Raw genomic sequence first — 18392 nt, 5'->3', positions numbered from 1 at the left:
TCTGCGATGACACTCATGGCCCCCGAGGCGGTCGGCGAGTCGCTCGACCCCCGAGACCCGTTGCTGCGTCTGAGCAACTTCTTCGACGACGGCAGCGTCGAGCTGCTGCACGAGCGTGACCGCTCGGGTGTGCTCGCCGCGGCGGGCACCGTCAACGGCGTACGCACCATCGCGTTCTGCACCGACGGCACCGTGATGGGCGGGGCTATGGGCATCGAGGGATGCCAGCACATCGTCAACGCCTACGACACCGCCATCGAGGAGCAGAGCCCGATCGTCGGCATCTGGCACTCCGGCGGCGCCCGGCTGGCCGAGGGCGTCAAGGCGCTGCACGCGGTGGGCTTGGTGTTCGAGGCCATGATCCGGGCGTCGGGCTATATCCCGCAGATCTCGGTGGTCGTCGGCTTCGCCGCCGGCGGTGCCGCTTACGGGCCGGCACTGACCGATGTCATCGTGATGGCGCCGGAAAGTCGGGTGTTCGTCACCGGCCCCGACGTAGTCCGCAGTGTGACCGGCGAAAACGTGGACATGTGCTCGCTCGGAGGCCCCGAGACCCACCACAAGAAGTCCGGAGTGTGCCACATCGTCGCCGACGACGAGCTCGACGCCTACGCGCGCGGCCGTCGGCTGGTCGGATTGTTCTGCCAGCAAGGACATTTCGACCGCACCAAGGCTGAGGCCGGTGACACCGACATTCACGCACTGCTGCCCGAATCCGCGCGACGTGCCTACGACGTGCACCCGATCGTCACCGCGATCCTGGATGACGAGACGCCGTTCGACGAGTTCCAGGCCAACTGGGCGCCGTCGATGGTGGTCGGCCTAGGCCGGTTGTCGGGACGGACGGTCGGCGTGCTGGCCAACAACCCGCTGCGGCTGGGCGGTTGCCTGAATTCCGAAAGTGCCGAGAAGGCAGCGCGTTTCGTGCGCCTGTGCGACGCGTTCGGGATTCCGCTGATCGTGGTCGTCGACGTGCCCGGCTACCTGCCGGGCGTGGACCAGGAGTGGGGCGGCGTGGTGCGCCGCGGCGCGAAGCTGCTGCACGCGTTCGGCGAGGCCACCGTTCCCCGCGTCACGCTGGTCACCCGAAAGACGTACGGCGGGGCCTACATCGCGATGAACTCCCGCTCACTGAATGCCACTAAGGTGTTCGCGTGGCCGGATGCCGAGGTCGCGGTGATGGGTGCCAAGGCCGCGGTCGGGATTCTGCACAAGCGCAAGCTGGCCGCCGCGCCGGACCACGAGCGCGAAGCGCTGCACGACGAGCTGGCCGCCGAGCACGAGCGGATCGCCGGCGGCGTCGACAGCGCCATCGAGATCGGCGTGGTCGACGAGAAGATCGATCCGGCGCACACCCGCAGCAGGCTCTGCGAGGCGCTGGCCGAAGCGCCCGCACGCCGCGGTCGCCACAAGAACATCCCGCTGTAATTCCTCAGCGGTCGCGATTCACTCGCGACACAGTATCGCCGAAAGCGCTTGGCGTAGTTCGCCTTCCGGGTCGGCGGGCAGCTTCTCGGCGCGCCAGCCGACGAAGTCGTCCGGCCGAATGAGCAACGCGCCTTGCGGCGAGAGTCCGGTCGCCGCGGCCCACTCGTCGCCGTCGATGCGATGGCCGGCGATCGACGCCGAAGCCGCGGCGGCACACCATCGCTCGTCGCCGCTGAGCACGGCGAACTCGCCGCCGATCAGATCGAGCGTCGAGACCCCGTCGCGCACCCACACGTGTGGCACCCGGGTACCCGGCTGGCCGCGCAACTGCTCCACCAAGTGGTCATCAGAGGGATCGTCGGTAACGATCGCGCTCGAGCGGTAGCGGTAGCCCACCAGCAACGCGAACATCGAACACTCTTCGTCCGGCGGCAGCAGCGGCCGGTCATCCTCGAGCTGGAGCAAGGAAATCGTTGGGCCGGAAAGCGATTGGCGGGCGGCGAACAGCCCCACCGGATGCCGTTCGGTCTGGTAGGTGTCCAGCAGCGCCGGCCCGGCCGTCCCCCGCAGCGCCGCGGCCAGTTTCCAGGCCAGATTGTGTGCGCTCTGGATCGCGGTGTTGGCTCCCCCGGCTTTGAATGGCGGCATGGTGTGCGCCGCATCTCCGACGAGCAAGACTCGCCCACAAGCGAATTGGTTAGCCACCTGCTCGTACGGCTGCCACGCCACGATCTCGATGATGTCGATGTCCATCTGCTCGCCGATCGCTTGGGTGAGCATCTCGCGGCACCGCTGCGGCGTGAACTGACCTGCCGTTTCGCCCTTGTCGGGGAAATAGGTGGTGATGAACATCCCGAGGTCGTCGTCGGCGGCAATGAAGATGCCTTGTACCTCAGCATTTTTGACCTGCACGCCGCCGCCCTCGCCGATGTGTGCGACGAGCTTGCGCCAGGGTGCCCGGAAATACATGAAAACCACGAAGATCGGCAGCGCGCCGTAACCCGAGGTCGCGATGCCCAGCGCTGCGCGGACGGGGCTGTGCACTCCGTCTGCGCCGATGAGATAGTCGGCCCGCAGCGTTTGCGTCTCCTGCGAGTCCCGGTCGCGAATGACGGCGGTGACCCCGGTTTCGTCCGGTTCAAACGACAGCAGCTCGGTGCCGTAGCGAACCTCGCTGCCGCGGCGGCGTGTTGCCGCCAGCAGCATGGGCTCCGACCTGCTCTGCGGGCAGTACTGCACGGTCGGCTCGGGACTCAACGCGTCCAGGCCGGCGAACATCGCCCCGAAGTCGATCGCGGGCTCTTCCGTCGTGCTGTTGAGGGTCGGTTTGGTCACCACGACCGGTTGGTGTTCGCCGATCGCGTGCACCTCGTCGCTCAGGCCGAGGGAGCGAAGGATCTCCAGGCTGCGGAAGCTGAGATTGCGGGCTTTGGGATAGATGAACACCTCGCCGCGCTTTTCGACCAGCAGCGACCGCACACCGTGCTGGGCGAGCAGCGCGGACGTGGCCAGCCCGGCCGCACCGGCGCCGACGATCAATACCGGGACCCTTAATATGGCAGTCACTCCAAAATGGTAGCGCATGTCATATTCGAATCCAGCTAGCTTCCGGCGACCCCCGCGAGGAACTCCGCGGCCTCGGCCACTACCCGCTCGCGATCGCGGGGCACCAGGCCGATCCGGGTTCGGCGATCGAGGATGTCGTCGACGTCGAGCGCGCACTCGTGCGTGACGGCGTATTCGAGCTCCGCGCGGGTCACATCGATGCCCTCGACGACGGGCTCGATCGGGCGCGCGCAGGTGGCGGTCGCGACGACGGCCGGCGCCTCGGCGCCGTAGCGGGCGATCAGCGAGGCGGGCAGCCCGGCCGGCGAACCCGCGACCGGTCCGGGGTTGGATGGCGCCCCGATCAGCGGCAGACGGTGAGTCCGGCAGTTGGCCGCCGCCAGCTGCCGCAGGCTCACGGCGCGGTCCAGGACGTCCTGGGCCATGAAGCGGTACTCGGTCAGCTTGCCGCCGATCACGCTGATCACCCCGGCAGGCGACTCGACGACGGCGTGTTCGCGCGACACGTCGGCGGTGCGGCCTTCGAAACCTGCACTGCCCATGTCGATCAGCGGCCGCAGGCCGGCGTACGCCCCGATCACGTCGGCGGCCCGCAGCGCGGTACCCAAGGCCGTGTTGACCGTGTCCAGCAGGAATTCGACCTCGCCAGCAGACGGCTCGGGCACATCCGGAATCGGGCCCGGCGCGGCCTCGTCGGTGAGCCCGAGGTAGACGCGGCCCAATTGCTCGGGCATCGCGAACACGAAGCGGTTGAGCTCACCCGGAATCGGAATCGTCAGCGCCGCAGTCGGATTCCCGAAAGCGCTGGCGTCGAAGACCAGATGTGTGCCACGGCTGGGCCGCAGCCGCAGGGAGCCGTCGATGTCGGCCGCCCACACCCCGGCAGCGTTGATCACCGCGCGGGCGGACACGTCGAACGACTGGCCGGTGCGCTGGTCGGTCAGCCGCGCCGACGTACCGGTGGCCTGGGATGCCGCGACGTAGGTGAGGATCCGGGCGCCGTGCTGAGCCGCGGTCCGGGCTACCGCGGTGACCAGGCGCGCGTCGTCGATCAACTGCCCGTCATAGGCCAACAGTCCACCGTCCAGGCCGTCGCGACGCACCGTGGGCGCCATCTCCACCACCCGCCGGGCGGACACCCGGCGCGAGCGAGGCAGTGTCGACGACGGCGTTCCCGCCAGCGCACGCAACGCGTCGCCGGCCAGGAATCCCGCACGCACCAGCGCACGCTTCGGGCGGCTCATCGACGGCAGCAACGGAACCAATTGCGGCATCGCGTGCACAAGATGAGGGGCGTTGTGCGTCATCAGGATTCCGCGTTCGATGGCGCTGCGGCGAGCGATGCCCACATTGCCCGTCGCCAGGTAGCGCAGACCACCGTGGACCAGCTTCGAGCTCCAGCGGCTGGTACCGAATGCCAGATCGTGCTTCTCCACGAGCGCCACCCGCAGCCCGCGCGACGCCGCGTCCAGCGCGATCCCGGCGCCGGTGATCCCGCCGCCGATCACGAGCACGTCCAACGGCGCGCCGTCGGCCAGCGCGTTCAACTCGGCGGTACGACGGGCGGCAGTCAAACGCGCGCCGTTCGAATCGGTCATGAGGACAGGTATCCGTTCAGCGAGTGAGTGAGTTCGACGGTCAGCGCCTCGGCATCGAGAATCGGCCGCACGATCCGCTCGGACTGAATTGTCGACTGCGCGATCAGCAACACCATGGTGGCCATCTGCAGCGGATCGCCCGGGCGCACGCTGCCGTGGCGCTGGGCGACCCGCAACCGGTCGGCGAGCGCGCCGATCAGCATCTGCTGGCTTTCGCCGAGCCGTTCGGTGATATAGATCGGCGCCAGGTGCGAGTGCATCACCGACATGATCAGCTCGTCACGGCGCAGCAGATTGGCCACCGAAACAATCTGGCGCACAAGCGATTCGCGGTCCTCTCCCCGCAGCGGCGCCTCCTGCATCACGCCGGTGATCCGTTGGGTCAGCAGCGCGGCCACGATAGCGGGCGTGTCCGGCCAGCGTCGGTACACGGTCGGCCGGCTCACCCCCGCGCGCCGGGCGATCTCGGCGAGGGTCACCCGGTCCACCCCGAAATCGACCACACAGCTGGCGGCCGCCGCGAGGATCCGCTCGGCCACATCCAAACCTGCATTACTGATTGACAGCATGTGTAATACTGTAACGCATGACGCCTGATGCCGGGACCGAGCAGCTCCTTCCGCCGATGAAATGGAACGCGTGGGGAGATCCCGCCAGCGCCAAACCGCTCTCGGAAGGCATTCGGTCACTGCTGAAACAGGCTGTCGGCCTGGAAGATTCGACGGGCAACGAACTCACGCCCGACCAGGTGCAGCTGCGTCCGTCCGCGTTGGCGCAGGCCGACAAAGACGCGCTCGCCGGGATCGTCGGCGCCGAATACTGCCGCACCGGCGATCGCGACCGGCTGCTGCACGCCGGCGGCAAGTCCACCCTCGATCTGCTCAAGCGCGAAGCCGCGGCGCAAGACGCGCCCGACGCCATCCTGCTGCCCGGTGACCCCGACGGCGAAGACACCGTCCTGAAAATCCTGAACTACTGCTCCGAGCACGGCATCGCCGTGGTCCCGTTCGGCGGCGGCACCAGCGTGGTCGGCGGCCTCGACCCGATCCGGGGCGACTTCACCGCCGTGATCTCGCTCGACCTGCGTCGCTTCGACCAACTCCTCGAGCTCGACGAAGTGTCCGGCCAGGCCGTACTCGGCGCGGGCCTCACCGGTCCCGAGGCCGAGCGCCTGCTCCGGGCCCGCGGCTTCTCGCTGGGACACTTCCCGCAGAGCTTCCAATTCGCCACCATCGGCGGCTTCGCCGCGACCCGCTCCTCGGGTCAGGATTCGGCCGGCTACGGCCGCTTCAATGACATGGTGCGCGGGCTGCGGGTGATCACCCCGGCCGGAACGCTGGACCTGGGCCGCGGACCGGAGTCGGCGGCCGGCCCCGACCTGCGCCAGCTGCTGATCGGGTCGGAGGGCACCTTCGGCGTGATCACCCAGGTGCGGCTGCGGGTGCATCCGGTACCGGAAGCCGTCAGCTACGAGGCCTGGTCGTTCCCCGACTTCGCGACCGGAGCGGCCGCTTTGCGGGCGGTCACCCAAAACGCGACCGGCCCCACCGTGATTCGGCTTTCCGACGAGGCCGAGACCGGAGTCAACCTGGCCACCACCGAGTCGATCGGCGAGAACCAGGTCACCGGAGGCTGCCTGGGCATCACGGTCTTCGAGGGCACCACGGAACACGTCGAGAGCCGGCACGCCGAAACCCGCGAATTGCTCGCGGAAAAGGGCGGCACGTCGTTGGGTGAGGGTCCCGCGCAGGCCTGGGAGCGAGGCCGGTTCGGCGCGCCCTACCTGCGCGACTCGCTGCTCGCCGCGGGCGCACTGTGCGAGACGCTGGAGACCGCCACCGACTGGTCCAACATCCCAGTCCTCAAGGCCGCCGTCACCGAGGCACTGACCACCGCGTTGGCCGAAACCGGCACACCGGCGCTGGTGATGTGCCACATTTCGCACGTGTACCCCACCGGCGCATCGCTGTACTTCACCGTCGTGGCCGGGCAGCGAGGCAATCCGATCGAGCAGTGGCAGGCCGCGAAAAGGGCCGCGTCGGACGCGATCATCGCCGCCGGCGGCACCATCACCCATCACCATGCGGTCGGTGCCGATCACCGGCCCTGGATGCGCGACGAGGTGGGCGAGCTCGGCGTGCGGGTGTTGCGCGCGGTCAAGGCCACCCTGGATCCGGCGGGAATCCTCAATCCCGGCAAGCTGATTCCGTGATTCGCCGCGAGATCGCCAAGGTGACCGCGCTGACCAACCCCCTCTCGGGGCATGGCACCGCCGTGCACGTCGCCGAGGTCGCGATCGCGCGACTGCACGCCCGCGGTGTCGAGGTCAACGAGATCATCGGCGACGACGCCCAAGACGCCCGCCATTTGGCCGCCGCGGCGATCGAACGCGGCACCGACGCGCTGGTGGCCACCGGTGGCGACGGCGTCATCTCCAACGCGCTGCAAGTGTTGGCGGGCACCGACATTCCGCTGGGCATCATCCCGGCGGGCACCGGCAACGACCATGCGCGCGAATTCGGCATCCCCACAAGGGATCCCGAGGCCGCCGCGGACATCGTCGCGGACGGCTGGACCCAGACGATCGACCTGGGCCGCATCCGGGACGGCAACGGCCAAGACAAGTGGTTCGGCACGGTGGCGGCCGCCGGGTTCGATTCCCTGGTCACCGATCGCGCCAACCGGATGAGCTGGCCGCACGGGCGGCTGCGCTACTACGTCGCGATGCTCGCCGAGCTGACCCAACTGCGGATGTTGCCGTTCCGCCTGGTGCTCGACGGCACCGAGGAGATCGACACCCACATCACGCTGGCGGCGTTCGGCAATACCCGAAGCTACGGTGGCGGTCTGCTGATCTGCCCGGACGCGGACTACACCGACGGCCTGCTCGACATCACGATGGCGCACACCGCATCCCGCACGAAATTCGTCCGGCTCTTCCCCACCGTGTTGAAGGGAACCCACGTGCGACTCGACGAGGTCACCACGGCACGCGCCAAGACGATCCACGTCGAATGCCCCGGCATCAACGTCTACGCCGACGGCGACTACGCGTGCCCATTGCCCGCGGAACTGTCCGCGGTGCCCGGCGCGCTGCGGATCCTGCGCCCCAAGATGTAACAACTCGTGCGACAAACGCGACATCAGGGCATACCTGCGCCGCCGGAGCGCTGCCCTGGGAGGAACGATGTCGCGACATCGCACAACGGCGCTTGTCGCCCTGGCTCTGTCAGTGGGCGGCGCGCTGGCAACGGCCCCCACGACATTCGCGGCTGACCCGCTATGGAACGGGCAGTACATCCTGACGCTGTCCGCCAACGCGAAGGCCGGCACCAGCATCGCGGCCCGTCAACCCGAATACGCCCACCGGGCCAGCGTCTCGATCACCTCGAAATGCGCGGCGGGTGTCTGCACCGCTACGGTGAACGACCCGCCGCCGCCCAAGAACGAGTTCATGCCGCAGACAGTCGAATTCACCTGGAATGGATCGCAATGGGTACGCGAGATGACCTGGAAATGGGACTGCCTGTTGCCCGACGGCACTATCGAATACGACCCGGCGAAATCGATTACGGCCTACACCCCCGGGCCGAACGGAGTGCTCACCGGCGTCTTCCACACCGACATCACCAGCGGAGCGTGTCAGGGCAATGTCGATATGCCGGTGACCGCGGCGCCGGCGAACCCGCCGACCGTCCCGGCCACCGTGTGATGGTCGTGACCCGCGGCGCCCGGCTGCGCCGACCGTCCCGCCGGTTGTTTAGCCGACGCCCCGGTTGAGCCAGGTGACTTCGCCGGCATCGCCGCCGTCGCGGTAGACCTCGAGCGCGTCGTCCCACGCGGTGCCCAGCACCGAGTCCAGCTCGGCGGCCAGCGTGTCGGCGCCCTGCGCCATCATCGACCGCAGCCGCATCTCGCCGACCATGATGTCGCCGTTGGCGCTCATCGCCCCGCTCCACAAGCCCAGTTGCGGCGTGTGGCAGAAGCGGTGGCCGTCGACACCCGGGCTCGGGTCCTCGGTGACCTCGAACCGCAGCACTGACCAGGACCGCAGCGCGTTGGCCAACCGGGCACCGGTACCCACCGGACCGACCCAGTTGGTGACAGCACGCAGCTGTCCCGGCATCGCCGGCTGCGGTGTCCAGACCAGGTTGGCCTTGGACTGCAGGGTCGACGACAACGCCCACTCAACATGCGGGCATACCGCCGCGGGCGAGGCATGGATGTACACCACACCTGCCGTCACGTCGGCGAATTGATTCGACGCACGCATTTACCTGCTCCTTCGGTTCCACGAGGGACGTCTTCCCCAACGACCTGGCGGACCCGACAAGCAGATGTTTTGTTTCGTGCGTGTCTATTGTGCCCTGTGATACCCGTGTTGCGCTAGTGCTCGATGCCTATTTGATGTATTGCACGAGCACCGCGTCGGCGAGGGCCGGCCACAAGTCCAGCGCCCAGTCGCCGAAATCGCGGTTCGTGCATGCCACCAGGGCCAGCTCCGCGTCGGGATCTGCCCAGATGAAACCGCCTGCTTGGCCGAAATGGCCGTAGGTTCGCGCCGAATTGCGCGCCCCCGTCCAGTGCGGCGACTTGCCGTCCCGGATCTCGAAACCCAGGCCCCAGTCGTTGGGCCGCTGCACGCCGTAGCCGGGCAACACCCCGTCCAGGCCCGGGAACTGCACGGTCGTCGCCTCGGCGTGCATCTCGGCCGACACGGTCGACGGGCGCAACAGGTCGACGGCGAACGCCGCGAGGTCCGCGACCGTCGAGGTCGCCCCGTAGCCGGCTTCCGCCGCGCCGCCGTCCAGCCGGGTGGCGCGCATGTTCAGCGGCTCGCACACCGCCTCGATGAGGTAGCGGCCGAACTCGATGCCCGACTCGCGTTCCACGGTCTCGGCCAGCACGGCGAAGCCGTAGTTGGAGTACATGCGCCGAGTGCCCGGCTTGGCCAGCACCCGACCGTCCAGCATCGCCAGCCCCGACGCGTGCGCCAGCAGGTGCCGGACCGTCGACCCGGGCGGGCCCGCCGGCGTGTCCAGCTCGACGACGCCCTCCTCGATCGCGACCTGCACGGCGCGGGCCACCAGCGGCTTGGTGACCGACGCCAGCGTGAACACCCGCTCGGTGTCACCGTGCGTGGCCAGCACCCCGCCGGGTCCGATCACCGCGGCGGCGGCAGCCGACACCGGCCAGTCATCGAGCGCGTCGAGAGCAGCCATCAGATCGGGCGGGTCACTTCGTCGCGATGTAGTAGTTGTTGATCGGGTCGGAGTCGACCTCGAGCACCCGGACGTCGTCGAACCCGGCGTCGACGAGCATCGAGGTGGCCAGCTGCGCGCCCCAGGCCGTCCCGAGTCCGGCGCCGCCCAGCGCCAGCGACACCGTCATGCAGTGCATCAGCGAGACGGTATAGAGGTAGGTGCTCATTGGGACGTCGACGTTCTCCTCGAGTCGGCTGGATGCCTTGATGTCGGCCATCAAGAACACACCGCCGGGCCGCAGCGCGCGTTGAATGTTCTCCAGCACCCGGGCCGGCTGCGCCTGATCGTGGATCGCGTCGAAGACGGTGATCACGTCGTAGGCCTCCGTCTTGTCCAGATCGGCCAGGTTGTGGGCCTCGAAGCTCGCATTGGTCAGGCCGAGGCCGGCCGCCTCGGCGGTGCCCGTCGCGATGGCCTGCTCGGAGAAATCGATACCGGTGAACCGGCTCGCCGGAAACGCCTTCGCCATCACGTTGATCGCGTGACCGCTGCCGCACCCGAAATCGGCGACGTCGGCGCCGGAGCGCAGCCGGTCCGGCAGGCCGTCGACCAACGGCAGCACCACATCGACCAGCGCGTGGTCGAACACCGCCGCGCTCTGCTCGGCCATCAGCGCGTGGAACCGTGGAAACTCGCTATACGGCAGCCCCCCGCCGGCGTGGAAGCAGCCGATAATTTTCTGCTCGACTTCGCCGAGTTGCGGAAGAAACATGGCCACCACAGCCAAATTGTCCGGCCCGGCGGCACGGGTCAGCACCGCCGCGCGATGGGCCGGCAGCGTGTAAGTGGCGTCATCCGGGTCGTAGTCGACGACATGCCCGGTCGTCATGCCGCCCAACCACTCCCGCACGTAACGCTCGTTGAGGCCCGCGGCGTCCGCGATCTGCGTGCAGGTGGCCGGACCGAGTCCGGCCATCGTGTCCAGCAGCCCGGTCTGGTGTCCGATACTCAGCAGGATCGCAAGGCTCGCGCTGTCGATGGTCGAGACCATTCGTCCCGCGAAATCTTCGACAGTCTCCTGACTTTGGCGCTGGACGCCGTCCGAACTCTTGTCGAGTGTCGTCACGCTCTGCAGACGCTACACCCGGTTGTCGGTCCCTGGAACGGCGCTTGTCGATGGGTGGACACCGGGCTGCCGAGTGTATGGCCCTCACAGTAGGTTGTAGCCCATGAGTCAGACAGTGCGCGGAGTGATTTCACGCAAAAAGGGCCAACCCGTCGAATTGGTGGACATCGTCGTGCCGGACCCCGGCCCGGGCGAGGCCCTGGTCGACGTGATCGCCTGCGGGGTCTGCCATACCGACCTGACTTACCGGGAGGGCGGCATCAACGACGAGTACCCGTTCCTGCTCGGTCACGAGGCAGCGGGCACGGTCGAAGCCGTCGGGCCGGGGGTGACGTCGGTGGCGCCGGGCGACTTCGTGATCCTGAACTGGCGCGCGGTCTGCGGCCAGTGCCGCGCCTGCAAGCGCGGCAAGCCGCACCTGTGCTTCGACACGTTCAACGCCACCCAGAAGATGACGCTGACCGACGGCACCGAGCTGACGCCCGCGCTGGGCATTGGGGCGTTCGCCGACAAGACGCTGGTGGCCGCCGGCCAATGCACCAAGGTCAATCCCGAGGCCGACCCGGCAGTCGCCGGGCTGCTGGGTTGCGGCGTGATGGCCGGGATCGGCGCAGCGATCAACACCGGCGCAGTCAGCCGCGACGACACCGTGGCGGTGATCGGCTGCGGCGGTGTGGGCGACGCGGCGGTGGCCGGCGCGGCACTGGTCGGCGCGAAGAAGATCATCGCGGTCGACACCGATAACACGAAGCTGGACTGGGCCCGCACGTTCGGCGCCACCCACACCGTCAATGCCCGCGAATTCGACGTCGTCGACACCATCGCGGACCTCACCGACGGCTTCGGCGTCGACGTCATCATCGACGCGGTCGGTCGGCCCGAGACCTGGAAGCAGGCCTTCTACGCCCGCGACCTGGCCGGAACCGTGGTGTTGGTCGGCGTGCCGACGCCGGACATGAAGCTGGAGATGCCGCTGGTCGACTTCTTCTCCCGCGGCGGATCGTTGAAGTCCTCGTGGTACGGCGACTGCCTGCCCGAACGCGACTTCCCCACCCTGATCGACCTGTATCTGCAGGGCCGGCTCCCCCTCGAGAAGTTTGTCTCCGAACGAATTGGGCTAGACGGCATCGAGGAGGCGTTCGAGAAGATGCACGACGGCAAGGTATTGCGTTCGGTGGTGATGCTCTGATGGTTCAAATCGACCGCGTGGTGACCCACGGTACCTTCGAACTCGACGGTGGCAGTTGGGAAGTCGACAACAACATCTGGGTCATCGGCGACAACTCCAATGTCGTGGTGTTCGACGCGGCCCACGACGCGGCGCCCATCGTCGAAGCCGTCGGCGGACGTCACGTGGTGGCGGTCGTGTGCACCCACGGCCACAACGACCACGTCACGGTGGCGCCCGAACTCGGCAAGACACTGGACGCCCCGGTGCTGCTGCACCCCGCCGACGAAGTGCTGTGGCGAATGACCCACCCGGACAGCGACTTTCGCGCCGTGTCCGACGGGGAGAAGTTGAAGATCGACGGCACCGAACTGACTGCGATACACACGCCCGGACACTCCCCCGGATCGGTCTGCTGGTACGTGCACGACCTCGGTGTGGTGTTCAGCGGCGACACCCTGTTCTCCGGTGGCCCCGGCGCGACGGGCCGCTCGTACTCCGACTTCCCGACCATCCTGAAGTCGATCTCCGAGCGTTTGGGGACGTTGCCGGGCGAGACCGTCGTGCACACCGGCCACGGCGACAGCACCATCATCGGCGACGAGATCGTGCACTACGAGGAGTGGGTGGCCCGGGGTCATTAGGCCCAGTCACACCCACAGCCCGGGAGTTGGCGAGGCACGTTGTGCCCGCCTCTGAGCGACAACGTTCGTCTTGATACTCAGCCGCGACCGGCGCGTTCCCACCTCCCCCAGTTTGTCGCTCAGAGGCGGGCAAAAGGCCGCATACCTCAGTGCCCTTCGAGGATCCGCCGCTTCTCGGCCTGGAACTCCTCTTCGGTCAACGCCCCGGAATCCCGCAGCGCCGCAAGCGTTTTGAGGCGCTCAACACGGACACCCTCGTCGGTGGGTTCGTATGCCGTGGTGGGTGACTGGTGGGGGGTCGCCACTGAGACCCCCGGCAGGGGCTGCCCCGCCACGACGGCCGCCGCCGCCTTGCGTCGGGTGCTGCGCAGCCAACGGCCCGCCACAATCGAAGCGGTCAGGCCCACCACGAACATGCCGACGAACAGCCAGATCAAAAATCCGTAGGAGCTTGAGTGGCCGAAGGCGAGTCGCGGTGCGATGAATCCGTTGACCTGGCCGTCCGTCGTGATGTTGTAGGTGCCGTCGGCCGGAATCTGCGCCACCCACACCCGCACGTGCGCGTCGTTGTTGACTGAGGTTGTGCTGCCGATGTTTTCCGTCATCGTCGGCTGCGCGACGCCGTCGGGCGGCGATATCGTGATGCCCAGCGGCGGCACCGGCAGCCCGCTGTCAGGGCTGCCGATCACGATGGTGTGCAGGCTAACGGTGACCTCACCCTTCGGCAGATGCAGGCTGCCCGAACCGGGGACCGGAACCTCGCCGTACGCGTTGTAATCGTCGAGAAAAAACACGTTGAGCACGATGGCGACCACGATGCCGGCCAGCGACATGATCGTGACGACGACGGCTGAGACAAAAGAAATCTTGGCGGGCAGTCTGCTCCACATCCCCGGAGTGTGTCACCGCTAGTGACCAGTGGCCAGCGAAAGAGCACACTGATACCCATGTCGAACGATCTTGTCGCCACCGTGCCGGATCTCACCGGGAAGCTCGTCGTCATCACCGGCGCCAACAGCGGTCTGGGCTTCGGGTTGGCCAGACGGCTGTCGGCGGCCGGCGCCGACGTGATCATGGCCATCCGCAACCGGGCCAAGGGTGAGGCCGCGATCGAAGAGATCCGCCACAGCGTGCCCGACGCGAAGCTGACCATCAAATCCCTCGACCTGTCGTCGCTGGCGTCGGTCGCCGCGCTGGGTGAACAACTCAACGCCGAGGGCCGTCCAATCGACATTCTGATCAACAACGCCGGGGTGATGACGCCCCCGGAGCGCGACACCACCGCCGACGGCTTCGAATTGCAGTTCGGCAGTAACCATCTCGGGCACTTCGCGCTGACCGGGCAGGTGCTGCCGCTGTTGCGCGCCGCGCAGCGTGCCCGCGTCGTCTCCCTGAGCAGCCTCGCGGCCAGCCAAAGCGGCAAGATCCACTTCGACGATCTGCAGTTCGAAAAGTCCTATGCGCCGATGTCGGCCTACGGCCAGTCGAAGATCGCGGTGTTGATGTTCGCCCGCGAACTGGACAAGCGCAGTCGCGCCGGCGGCTGGGGCATCGTCTCCAACGCCGCACACCCCGGCCTGACCAAGACCAACCTGCAAATCAGCGGACCCTCCTACGGTCGTGAAAAGCCGGCGCTGATGGAACGCTTGTACAGGGCGTCATGGCGCTTCACCCCGTTCCTGTGGCAGGAAATCGACGACGGGATCCTGCCCGCTCTGTACGCGGCGGCCACGCCGCAGGCCGAGGGCGGCGAGTTCTACGGACCCCGCGGCTTCATGGAGATGGCCGGCGGTGGCGTGAAAGTAGCCAAAACGCCCGCGCGGGCCCGCAACGACGACGACTGCCGGCGACTCTGGGAGATTTCCGAGGAACTCACAAAAGTCACCTATCCGACGACCAACTAGCAACTCCCGCAGAGCTTTTCGCGGCGGGCACCGGTTACCTTCGTCAAATGCACGCCGGAGCATACGCCCCCAGAGCCTCACCGCACCTCCTCATGACCGCTGGTCACGCAGAAAAGATCGCGGTAACGAGAGTTTCGACACAGCTCGGCTACGGGTAACCGAACCGGACTGCGACTCAACAAGGGGGTATTCAAATGAGCGTGCAGGACGAAAGAACAGCTGGTGAAGAGGACGACCAGCAGGTGAGCGCTGAGTCCGCCGAAAGCGACCGACCCGAAGGCGTCAAGGGCGACCAGCACCCGCAAGAGAAGCCGGAGCCCGACGAGGACGATAAGAAGGCTGCCGCCGAGATGATGGTGGCCTACGAGGACCGGCCGACGCTGGTACTGCCGGGATCCGGTGGGGCGGTCTCGGGCACCGCGGTCAACGATTGGCTGGACGAGGACGGCAATCCGAAGACCACCGACGGCCCGGCCAACAAGGATTCGGACGGCGACGGCTCGGACGACAAGGCCCGGCAAGAGCAAGTCGAAAAAGACAAGGCCTTGAACGAAGAGCTCCGGAAACTCGCCGCCGAGGAAAACAAGGGCGAAAAGCGGCCCGCGACCGGCGGCAAATAGTCAAGTAGTTACGGACCGCCAAATCCGGGAATTGGCAAGCCCAGTCCGGGAATTCGCGGGATGGGCGGAATCGCCGGGATCGCCGGGACCCGGGGTGCGGGCGCCGGTATCGCAGGTATGGGCGGCGGCGCGGGAGCCTCAACAGGAGGTGGCGGCGGTGCCGCCGGGACGGGCGTGTCGACCGCCGCGGGCGGGTCCACGGCCGCAGGGGCCGGAGCATCCGCGGGAGCGGGAGCGTCGGCCGTTGGCGGCGCCGCCGCCGGCTGGGGTGCGGCCTGACCCGTCATCGGCGCCTGGCTCGGCGGCGCGGGTTGCGGAGCAGCGCCCTTGGCAGACGGCACGGTAGCCGGAGTCGTCTTCACGCCCGGGTTCGGCGTGGTGGCGGGTTTGTCGTCGGACAGCCCGATCGCCAACGCGATGCCGACCAGCAGAACCGCCACTGCCGTACCGATGACGACCATGCCCGGCACCCGCGACCAGGGAACGACCGAGGCCTTTTTCTCCCGGCGTGGCTGCCCGGGCTGTTCGAAGTTCAACGCCGGTCGCGCCGACGTATACCCCGACCCGCCAACATGATTCGGAATCTGCCCGGCCGCAGCGGGGGCGGCCGGCATCATCCGCGACTCGTCGCCGGCCTCCGACCACGCCAGCGCGGGCATCAGCCTCGACACCGGCTCCGGGGCATCGGTGAGCACGAACGGTCGCTCCTCGACCGCGACCGGTGCGGCTGGTGCGGCCGCCACGGCTGCCGCGGTCGCGCGGGATACCGACGGGGTCAGCAATGTCGCGCTGGTCTCGGCCGGCCCACGCGTCGCACGCAACGCCGCACCGATGGCCGGGGCCAGGTGCGGTCGCGGCGTCGTCACCACCGGCACCCTCAGATGGCCCGAAAGCATCGTGGTGACCGCCGGGATGTTAGCGCCGCCGCCGACCGACACCACCGCGACCAGATCACGAATCCCGTTGCGCGCCAATGTTTCATCCAGCACCGCAACGAAATTGGTCAGAGAGGTACGGATCGCGTCGTCGAGTTCGTTGCGGGTGAGCCGGATTTCGCCGGGTATGCCCGGCAGTCCCTCGGCCAGGGTCGCGACCGTGCTCGACGACAGTTGTTCCTTGGCCATGCGGCATCCGGTGCGCAGCCGGCTCAGCGGCCCGATCGCCGAGGTGCCGGACGGATCGAAGGAATCGGCGCTGGGCAGGTTGGCCAACACGGTCGTCAACAGCGCCTGATCGATCAGGTCACCGGAGAAGTCGAGGTGCCGCACGGTCGGGGCGATCGGCTGATAGTCGCCGGCGGCGTCCATCAGCGTGATGCTGCTGCCGCTGCCGCCGAAGTCGCATACCGCCACCGTGCCGCGGGCCGGGATGCCGGGGTTGGCCCGCACCGCGAACAGCGTCGCGGCGGCATCCGGGATCAACGTCAGCGGCCGCTCGCGGTTCGCCCATTCGGGCACCCGGGTCAGCGCCGAACCCAGCGCGTCGACGGCGTTCGATCCCCAGTGCGCGGGGTGGGTCACCGCGACGTTGTCCGGAAGTTCGGCGCCATTGGTTGCGGCGTAGGCCAGGGCACGCAACCCGTCGGCGGTCAAGACCTCGCTGCGGTGCACGGAGCCGTCGGCCGCCACGATGCCGATCGGGTCGCCGACGCGATCGACGAAGTCGGTGATCACCAGCCCCGGCTGGTCCAGCCGCGGATTCTCACCGGGGACCCCGATCTCGGGCAGCCGCTCGCGGAACAGCGTCATGACAGGCTTGCGCGTGATGGCCTGGTCGGCGGTGACCGCGGCGAAGTTGGTGGCGCCAATCGAGAGCCCCAGCGCGGGCGTAGCTCCGTCTGACATGGTCCCAATCCCCGTTATCGAGCGGTATGCCCCCGCATCCGCCTACCCCGATTTTGACGGTTATACCTATAGCCAATCTCTGCGTTAGCTATGCGTGAGCTGTATAACGTCTCGGGCTCAGTCTAAAGCCCTGGTCACCGTATGTTGCCGGTTCCCGCGATAAGCGGAAGATCCAGCGGCGTGACCCAGCCGGGCCGCAGATCATTGACCGCCGGCACCGCATTCAACGCCCGCAGCCCGGTCGCCAGACACCCGGCCGCGGCGGCGTCCCGCCCGGAGCCGTCGGTGAACCGGAACGCGGTCTCCTGGAAGATGCTCGGGGTTCCTTCGATGTCCACGCGGTAGACGTCGTTGTCGTGACCGGTCGGCCAGTCAGGGGCGGCGTCGAGTCCGATGCGGTTGACGTGCTCGAGCTGGATGCGGGTCTCGCCCTGGTAGACGCCGTTGATCGTGAACCGGACGGCGGCGACGTGCCCGGGCTTGATGACGCCCCGCGCGGAGTTACGTTCGGTCGGTGTCACCCACTTGTCCCAGGTGGTGGTGATCTCGTCGAGCATGATCCCGGCGGCGTGCGCGATCATCGGGACGGTCGCGCCCCAGGCGAAGATCAGCATGTCGCGGTCTTCGAGCATCGGCTTGAATTCGGGCTCGCGGCCGATGCCCATCTCGAACTCGTAGTCGCCCTCGTAGTTGGTGTAGTCGAGCAGCTCGGATGCCCGCACCTTGCGGATCTCCGATGTCAGACCCATCAGCGTCATCGGGAACAGGTCGTTGGCGAATCCGGGGTCGATACCGGTGGTGAAGCAGGACGACTCACCCAGCTCACAGGCCTCGGTGATGGGCTCGATCCAGTTCGGCGGGTTCAGGTGCATCGTCGGCCACACCCAGGGCGTCATGGCCGTCGAACACACGTCGATGCCGGCGCGCAGGAAGCTGGTGATCAGCTTGATGTTCTCTTTGGCGTGCATCGCCGTCGGGCCGTAGTGCACCAACGCGTCGGGCTTCAGTGCGATCAGCGCGTCCATGTCGTCGGTGGCCAAAACGCCCACCTTCTCCGACATCCCGCAGATCTCGCCGACGTCGCGGCCGACCTTGTCCGGATTGCTGACGCCGACGCCGACCAACTCAAACAGCGGGTGCTTGACGATCTCGGGGATCACCATCCTGCCCACGAAGCCGGTACCGAACACCACCACGCGCTTTGAGCTGCTTATCGACATACCCAACCTTCCGGTCACCTGGCCCCCGGTTCACATTAAGTGGGCGACAGCTGTGGCACCTAACATCTGA

The 18392-nt window shown here is 67.6% G+C and carries 17 protein-coding genes; 8 read left to right on the top strand and 9 right to left on the bottom strand.

The features are described from left to right. Positions 1 to 6 precede the first annotated feature (6 nt). A complete protein-coding gene (locus AAHS21_RS24500; protein WP_342930137.1) occupies positions 7 to 1428 on the top strand; it encodes an acyl-CoA carboxylase subunit beta in 1422 nt (473 codons plus the stop codon). Positions 1429 to 1446: 18 nt separating this feature from the next. On the opposite strand, the gene AAHS21_RS24495 is transcribed toward AAHS21_RS24500, so the two are convergent. From AAHS21_RS24495 to AAHS21_RS24485, 3 genes are read right to left on the bottom strand one after another with little or no spacing between them, the layout of a single operon-like run. Next, a complete protein-coding gene (locus AAHS21_RS24495) occupies positions 1447 to 2994 on the bottom strand; it encodes an FAD-dependent monooxygenase (protein ID WP_342930136.1) in 1548 nt (515 codons plus the stop codon). A gap of 35 nt (positions 2995 to 3029) precedes the next feature. Beyond that, positions 3030 to 4592, bottom strand: coding sequence for a glycerol-3-phosphate dehydrogenase/oxidase (locus AAHS21_RS24490; protein WP_342930135.1), 1563 nt, complete (start codon positions 4590 to 4592; stop codon positions 3030 to 3032). Beyond that, a complete protein-coding gene (locus AAHS21_RS24485) occupies positions 4589 to 5161 on the bottom strand; it encodes a TetR/AcrR family transcriptional regulator (RefSeq protein WP_342930134.1) in 573 nt (190 codons plus the stop codon). Before AAHS21_RS24485 ends, AAHS21_RS24490 begins: the two co-directional genes overlap by 4 nt. A gap of 56 nt (positions 5162 to 5217) precedes the next feature. Between AAHS21_RS24485 and AAHS21_RS24480 the strand changes: the two genes are divergently transcribed. From AAHS21_RS24480 to AAHS21_RS24470, 3 genes are all read left to right on the top strand, one after another. Continuing rightward, positions 5218 to 6804, top strand: a complete 1587-nt coding sequence (locus AAHS21_RS24480) for an FAD-binding oxidoreductase (RefSeq protein ID WP_342930249.1) — start codon at positions 5218 to 5220, stop codon at positions 6802 to 6804. Beyond that, on the top strand, positions 6801 to 7712 hold the full coding sequence (locus tag AAHS21_RS24475) for a diacylglycerol kinase (RefSeq protein WP_342930133.1): 912 nt from the start codon (positions 6801 to 6803) through the stop codon (positions 7710 to 7712). The genes AAHS21_RS24480 and AAHS21_RS24475 overlap by 4 nt, the downstream gene beginning before the upstream one ends. Before the next feature lie 67 nt (positions 7713 to 7779). Then, on the top strand, positions 7780 to 8304 hold the full coding sequence (locus AAHS21_RS24470) for a hypothetical protein (RefSeq protein WP_342930132.1): 525 nt from the start codon (positions 7780 to 7782) through the stop codon (positions 8302 to 8304). A 48-nt stretch (positions 8305 to 8352) separates the two neighbouring features. Here the strand turns inward: AAHS21_RS24470 and AAHS21_RS24465 are convergent, their stop codons facing one another. From AAHS21_RS24465 to AAHS21_RS24455, 3 genes are all read right to left on the bottom strand, one after another. Further along, complete coding sequence (locus AAHS21_RS24465) at positions 8353 to 8865, bottom strand: DUF3145 domain-containing protein (RefSeq protein WP_342930131.1); 513 nt, start codon at positions 8863 to 8865, stop codon at positions 8353 to 8355. Between the two features lie 127 nt (positions 8866 to 8992). Continuing rightward, positions 8993 to 9814, bottom strand: a complete 822-nt coding sequence (locus AAHS21_RS24460; RefSeq protein ID WP_342930130.1) for a serine hydrolase domain-containing protein — start codon at positions 9812 to 9814, stop codon at positions 8993 to 8995. A 13-nt stretch (positions 9815 to 9827) separates the two neighbouring features. Further along, complete coding sequence (locus AAHS21_RS24455) at positions 9828 to 10847, bottom strand: class I SAM-dependent methyltransferase (protein WP_342930248.1); 1020 nt, start codon at positions 10845 to 10847, stop codon at positions 9828 to 9830. 178 nt (positions 10848 to 11025) lie between these two features. Between AAHS21_RS24455 and AAHS21_RS24450 the strand changes: the two genes are divergently transcribed. Further along, on the top strand, positions 11026 to 12111 hold the full coding sequence (locus AAHS21_RS24450; protein ID WP_342930129.1) for an S-(hydroxymethyl)mycothiol dehydrogenase: 1086 nt from the start codon (positions 11026 to 11028) through the stop codon (positions 12109 to 12111). Next, positions 12111 to 12734, top strand: a complete 624-nt coding sequence (locus tag AAHS21_RS24445) for an MBL fold metallo-hydrolase (RefSeq protein ID WP_342930128.1) — start codon at positions 12111 to 12113, stop codon at positions 12732 to 12734. Before AAHS21_RS24450 ends, AAHS21_RS24445 begins: the two co-directional genes overlap by 1 nt. Before the next feature lie 146 nt (positions 12735 to 12880). Here the strand turns inward: AAHS21_RS24445 and AAHS21_RS24440 are convergent, their stop codons facing one another. Next, positions 12881 to 13624: an SHOCT domain-containing protein gene (locus AAHS21_RS24440; RefSeq protein ID WP_342930127.1), complete on the bottom strand. Its 744-nt coding sequence runs from the start codon at positions 13622 to 13624 to the stop codon at positions 12881 to 12883. 57 nt (positions 13625 to 13681) lie between these two features. Between AAHS21_RS24440 and AAHS21_RS24435 the strand changes: the two genes are divergently transcribed. Continuing rightward, positions 13682 to 14638, top strand: coding sequence for an SDR family oxidoreductase (locus AAHS21_RS24435; RefSeq protein ID WP_342930126.1), 957 nt, complete (start codon positions 13682 to 13684; stop codon positions 14636 to 14638). A gap of 194 nt (positions 14639 to 14832) precedes the next feature. Further along, on the top strand, positions 14833 to 15258 hold the full coding sequence (locus AAHS21_RS24430; RefSeq protein ID WP_342930125.1) for a hypothetical protein: 426 nt from the start codon (positions 14833 to 14835) through the stop codon (positions 15256 to 15258). Positions 15259 to 15266: 8 nt separating this feature from the next. Here AAHS21_RS24430 and AAHS21_RS24425 read toward each other — a convergent pair whose 3' ends face one another. Continuing rightward, complete coding sequence (locus AAHS21_RS24425) at positions 15267 to 17102, bottom strand: Hsp70 family protein (RefSeq protein WP_342930124.1); 1836 nt, start codon at positions 17100 to 17102, stop codon at positions 15267 to 15269. 134 nt (positions 17103 to 17236) lie between these two features. Beyond that, a complete protein-coding gene (locus AAHS21_RS24420; protein WP_342930123.1) occupies positions 17237 to 18322 on the bottom strand; it encodes a dihydrodipicolinate reductase in 1086 nt (361 codons plus the stop codon). Positions 18323 to 18392 lie beyond the last annotated feature (70 nt).

It is taken from the genome of Mycobacterium sp. 050272, assembly GCF_039023525.1.
Lineage (GTDB): Bacteria > Actinomycetota > Actinomycetes > Mycobacteriales > Mycobacteriaceae > Mycobacterium.
This window is presented reverse-complemented; position numbering and strand designations above follow the sequence as displayed.

Coding starts and splice junctions, on each gene's coding strand:
- AAHS21_RS24500 (WP_342930137.1), top strand. CDS start 7: ATGACACTCATGGCCCCCGAGGCGGTCGGCGAGTCGCTCGACCCCCGA.
- AAHS21_RS24490 (WP_342930135.1), bottom strand. CDS start 4,592: ATGACCGATTCGAACGGCGCGCGTTTGACTGCCGCCCGTCGTACCGCC.
- AAHS21_RS24485 (WP_342930134.1), bottom strand. CDS start 5,161: ATGCTGTCAATCAGTAATGCAGGTTTGGATGTGGCCGAGCGGATCCTC.
- AAHS21_RS24480 (WP_342930249.1), top strand. CDS start 5,218: ATGAAATGGAACGCGTGGGGAGATCCCGCCAGCGCCAAACCGCTCTCG.
- AAHS21_RS24470 (WP_342930132.1), top strand. CDS start 7,780: ATGTCGCGACATCGCACAACGGCGCTTGTCGCCCTGGCTCTGTCAGTG.
- AAHS21_RS24465 (WP_342930131.1), bottom strand. CDS start 8,865: ATGCGTGCGTCGAATCAATTCGCCGACGTGACGGCAGGTGTGGTGTAC.
- AAHS21_RS24460 (WP_342930130.1), bottom strand. CDS start 9,814: ATGGCTGCTCTCGACGCGCTCGATGACTGGCCGGTGTCGGCTGCCGCC.
- AAHS21_RS24455 (WP_342930248.1), bottom strand. CDS start 10,847: ATGGTCTCGACCATCGACAGCGCGAGCCTTGCGATCCTGCTGAGTATC.
- AAHS21_RS24450 (WP_342930129.1), top strand. CDS start 11,026: ATGAGTCAGACAGTGCGCGGAGTGATTTCACGCAAAAAGGGCCAACCC.
- AAHS21_RS24445 (WP_342930128.1), top strand. CDS start 12,111: ATGGTTCAAATCGACCGCGTGGTGACCCACGGTACCTTCGAACTCGAC.
- AAHS21_RS24440 (WP_342930127.1), bottom strand. CDS start 13,624: ATGTGGAGCAGACTGCCCGCCAAGATTTCTTTTGTCTCAGCCGTCGTC.
- AAHS21_RS24435 (WP_342930126.1), top strand. CDS start 13,682: ATGTCGAACGATCTTGTCGCCACCGTGCCGGATCTCACCGGGAAGCTC.
- AAHS21_RS24430 (WP_342930125.1), top strand. CDS start 14,833: ATGAGCGTGCAGGACGAAAGAACAGCTGGTGAAGAGGACGACCAGCAG.
- AAHS21_RS24425 (WP_342930124.1), bottom strand. CDS start 17,102: ATGTCAGACGGAGCTACGCCCGCGCTGGGGCTCTCGATTGGCGCCACC.
- AAHS21_RS24420 (WP_342930123.1), bottom strand. CDS start 18,322: ATGTCGATAAGCAGCTCAAAGCGCGTGGTGGTGTTCGGTACCGGCTTC.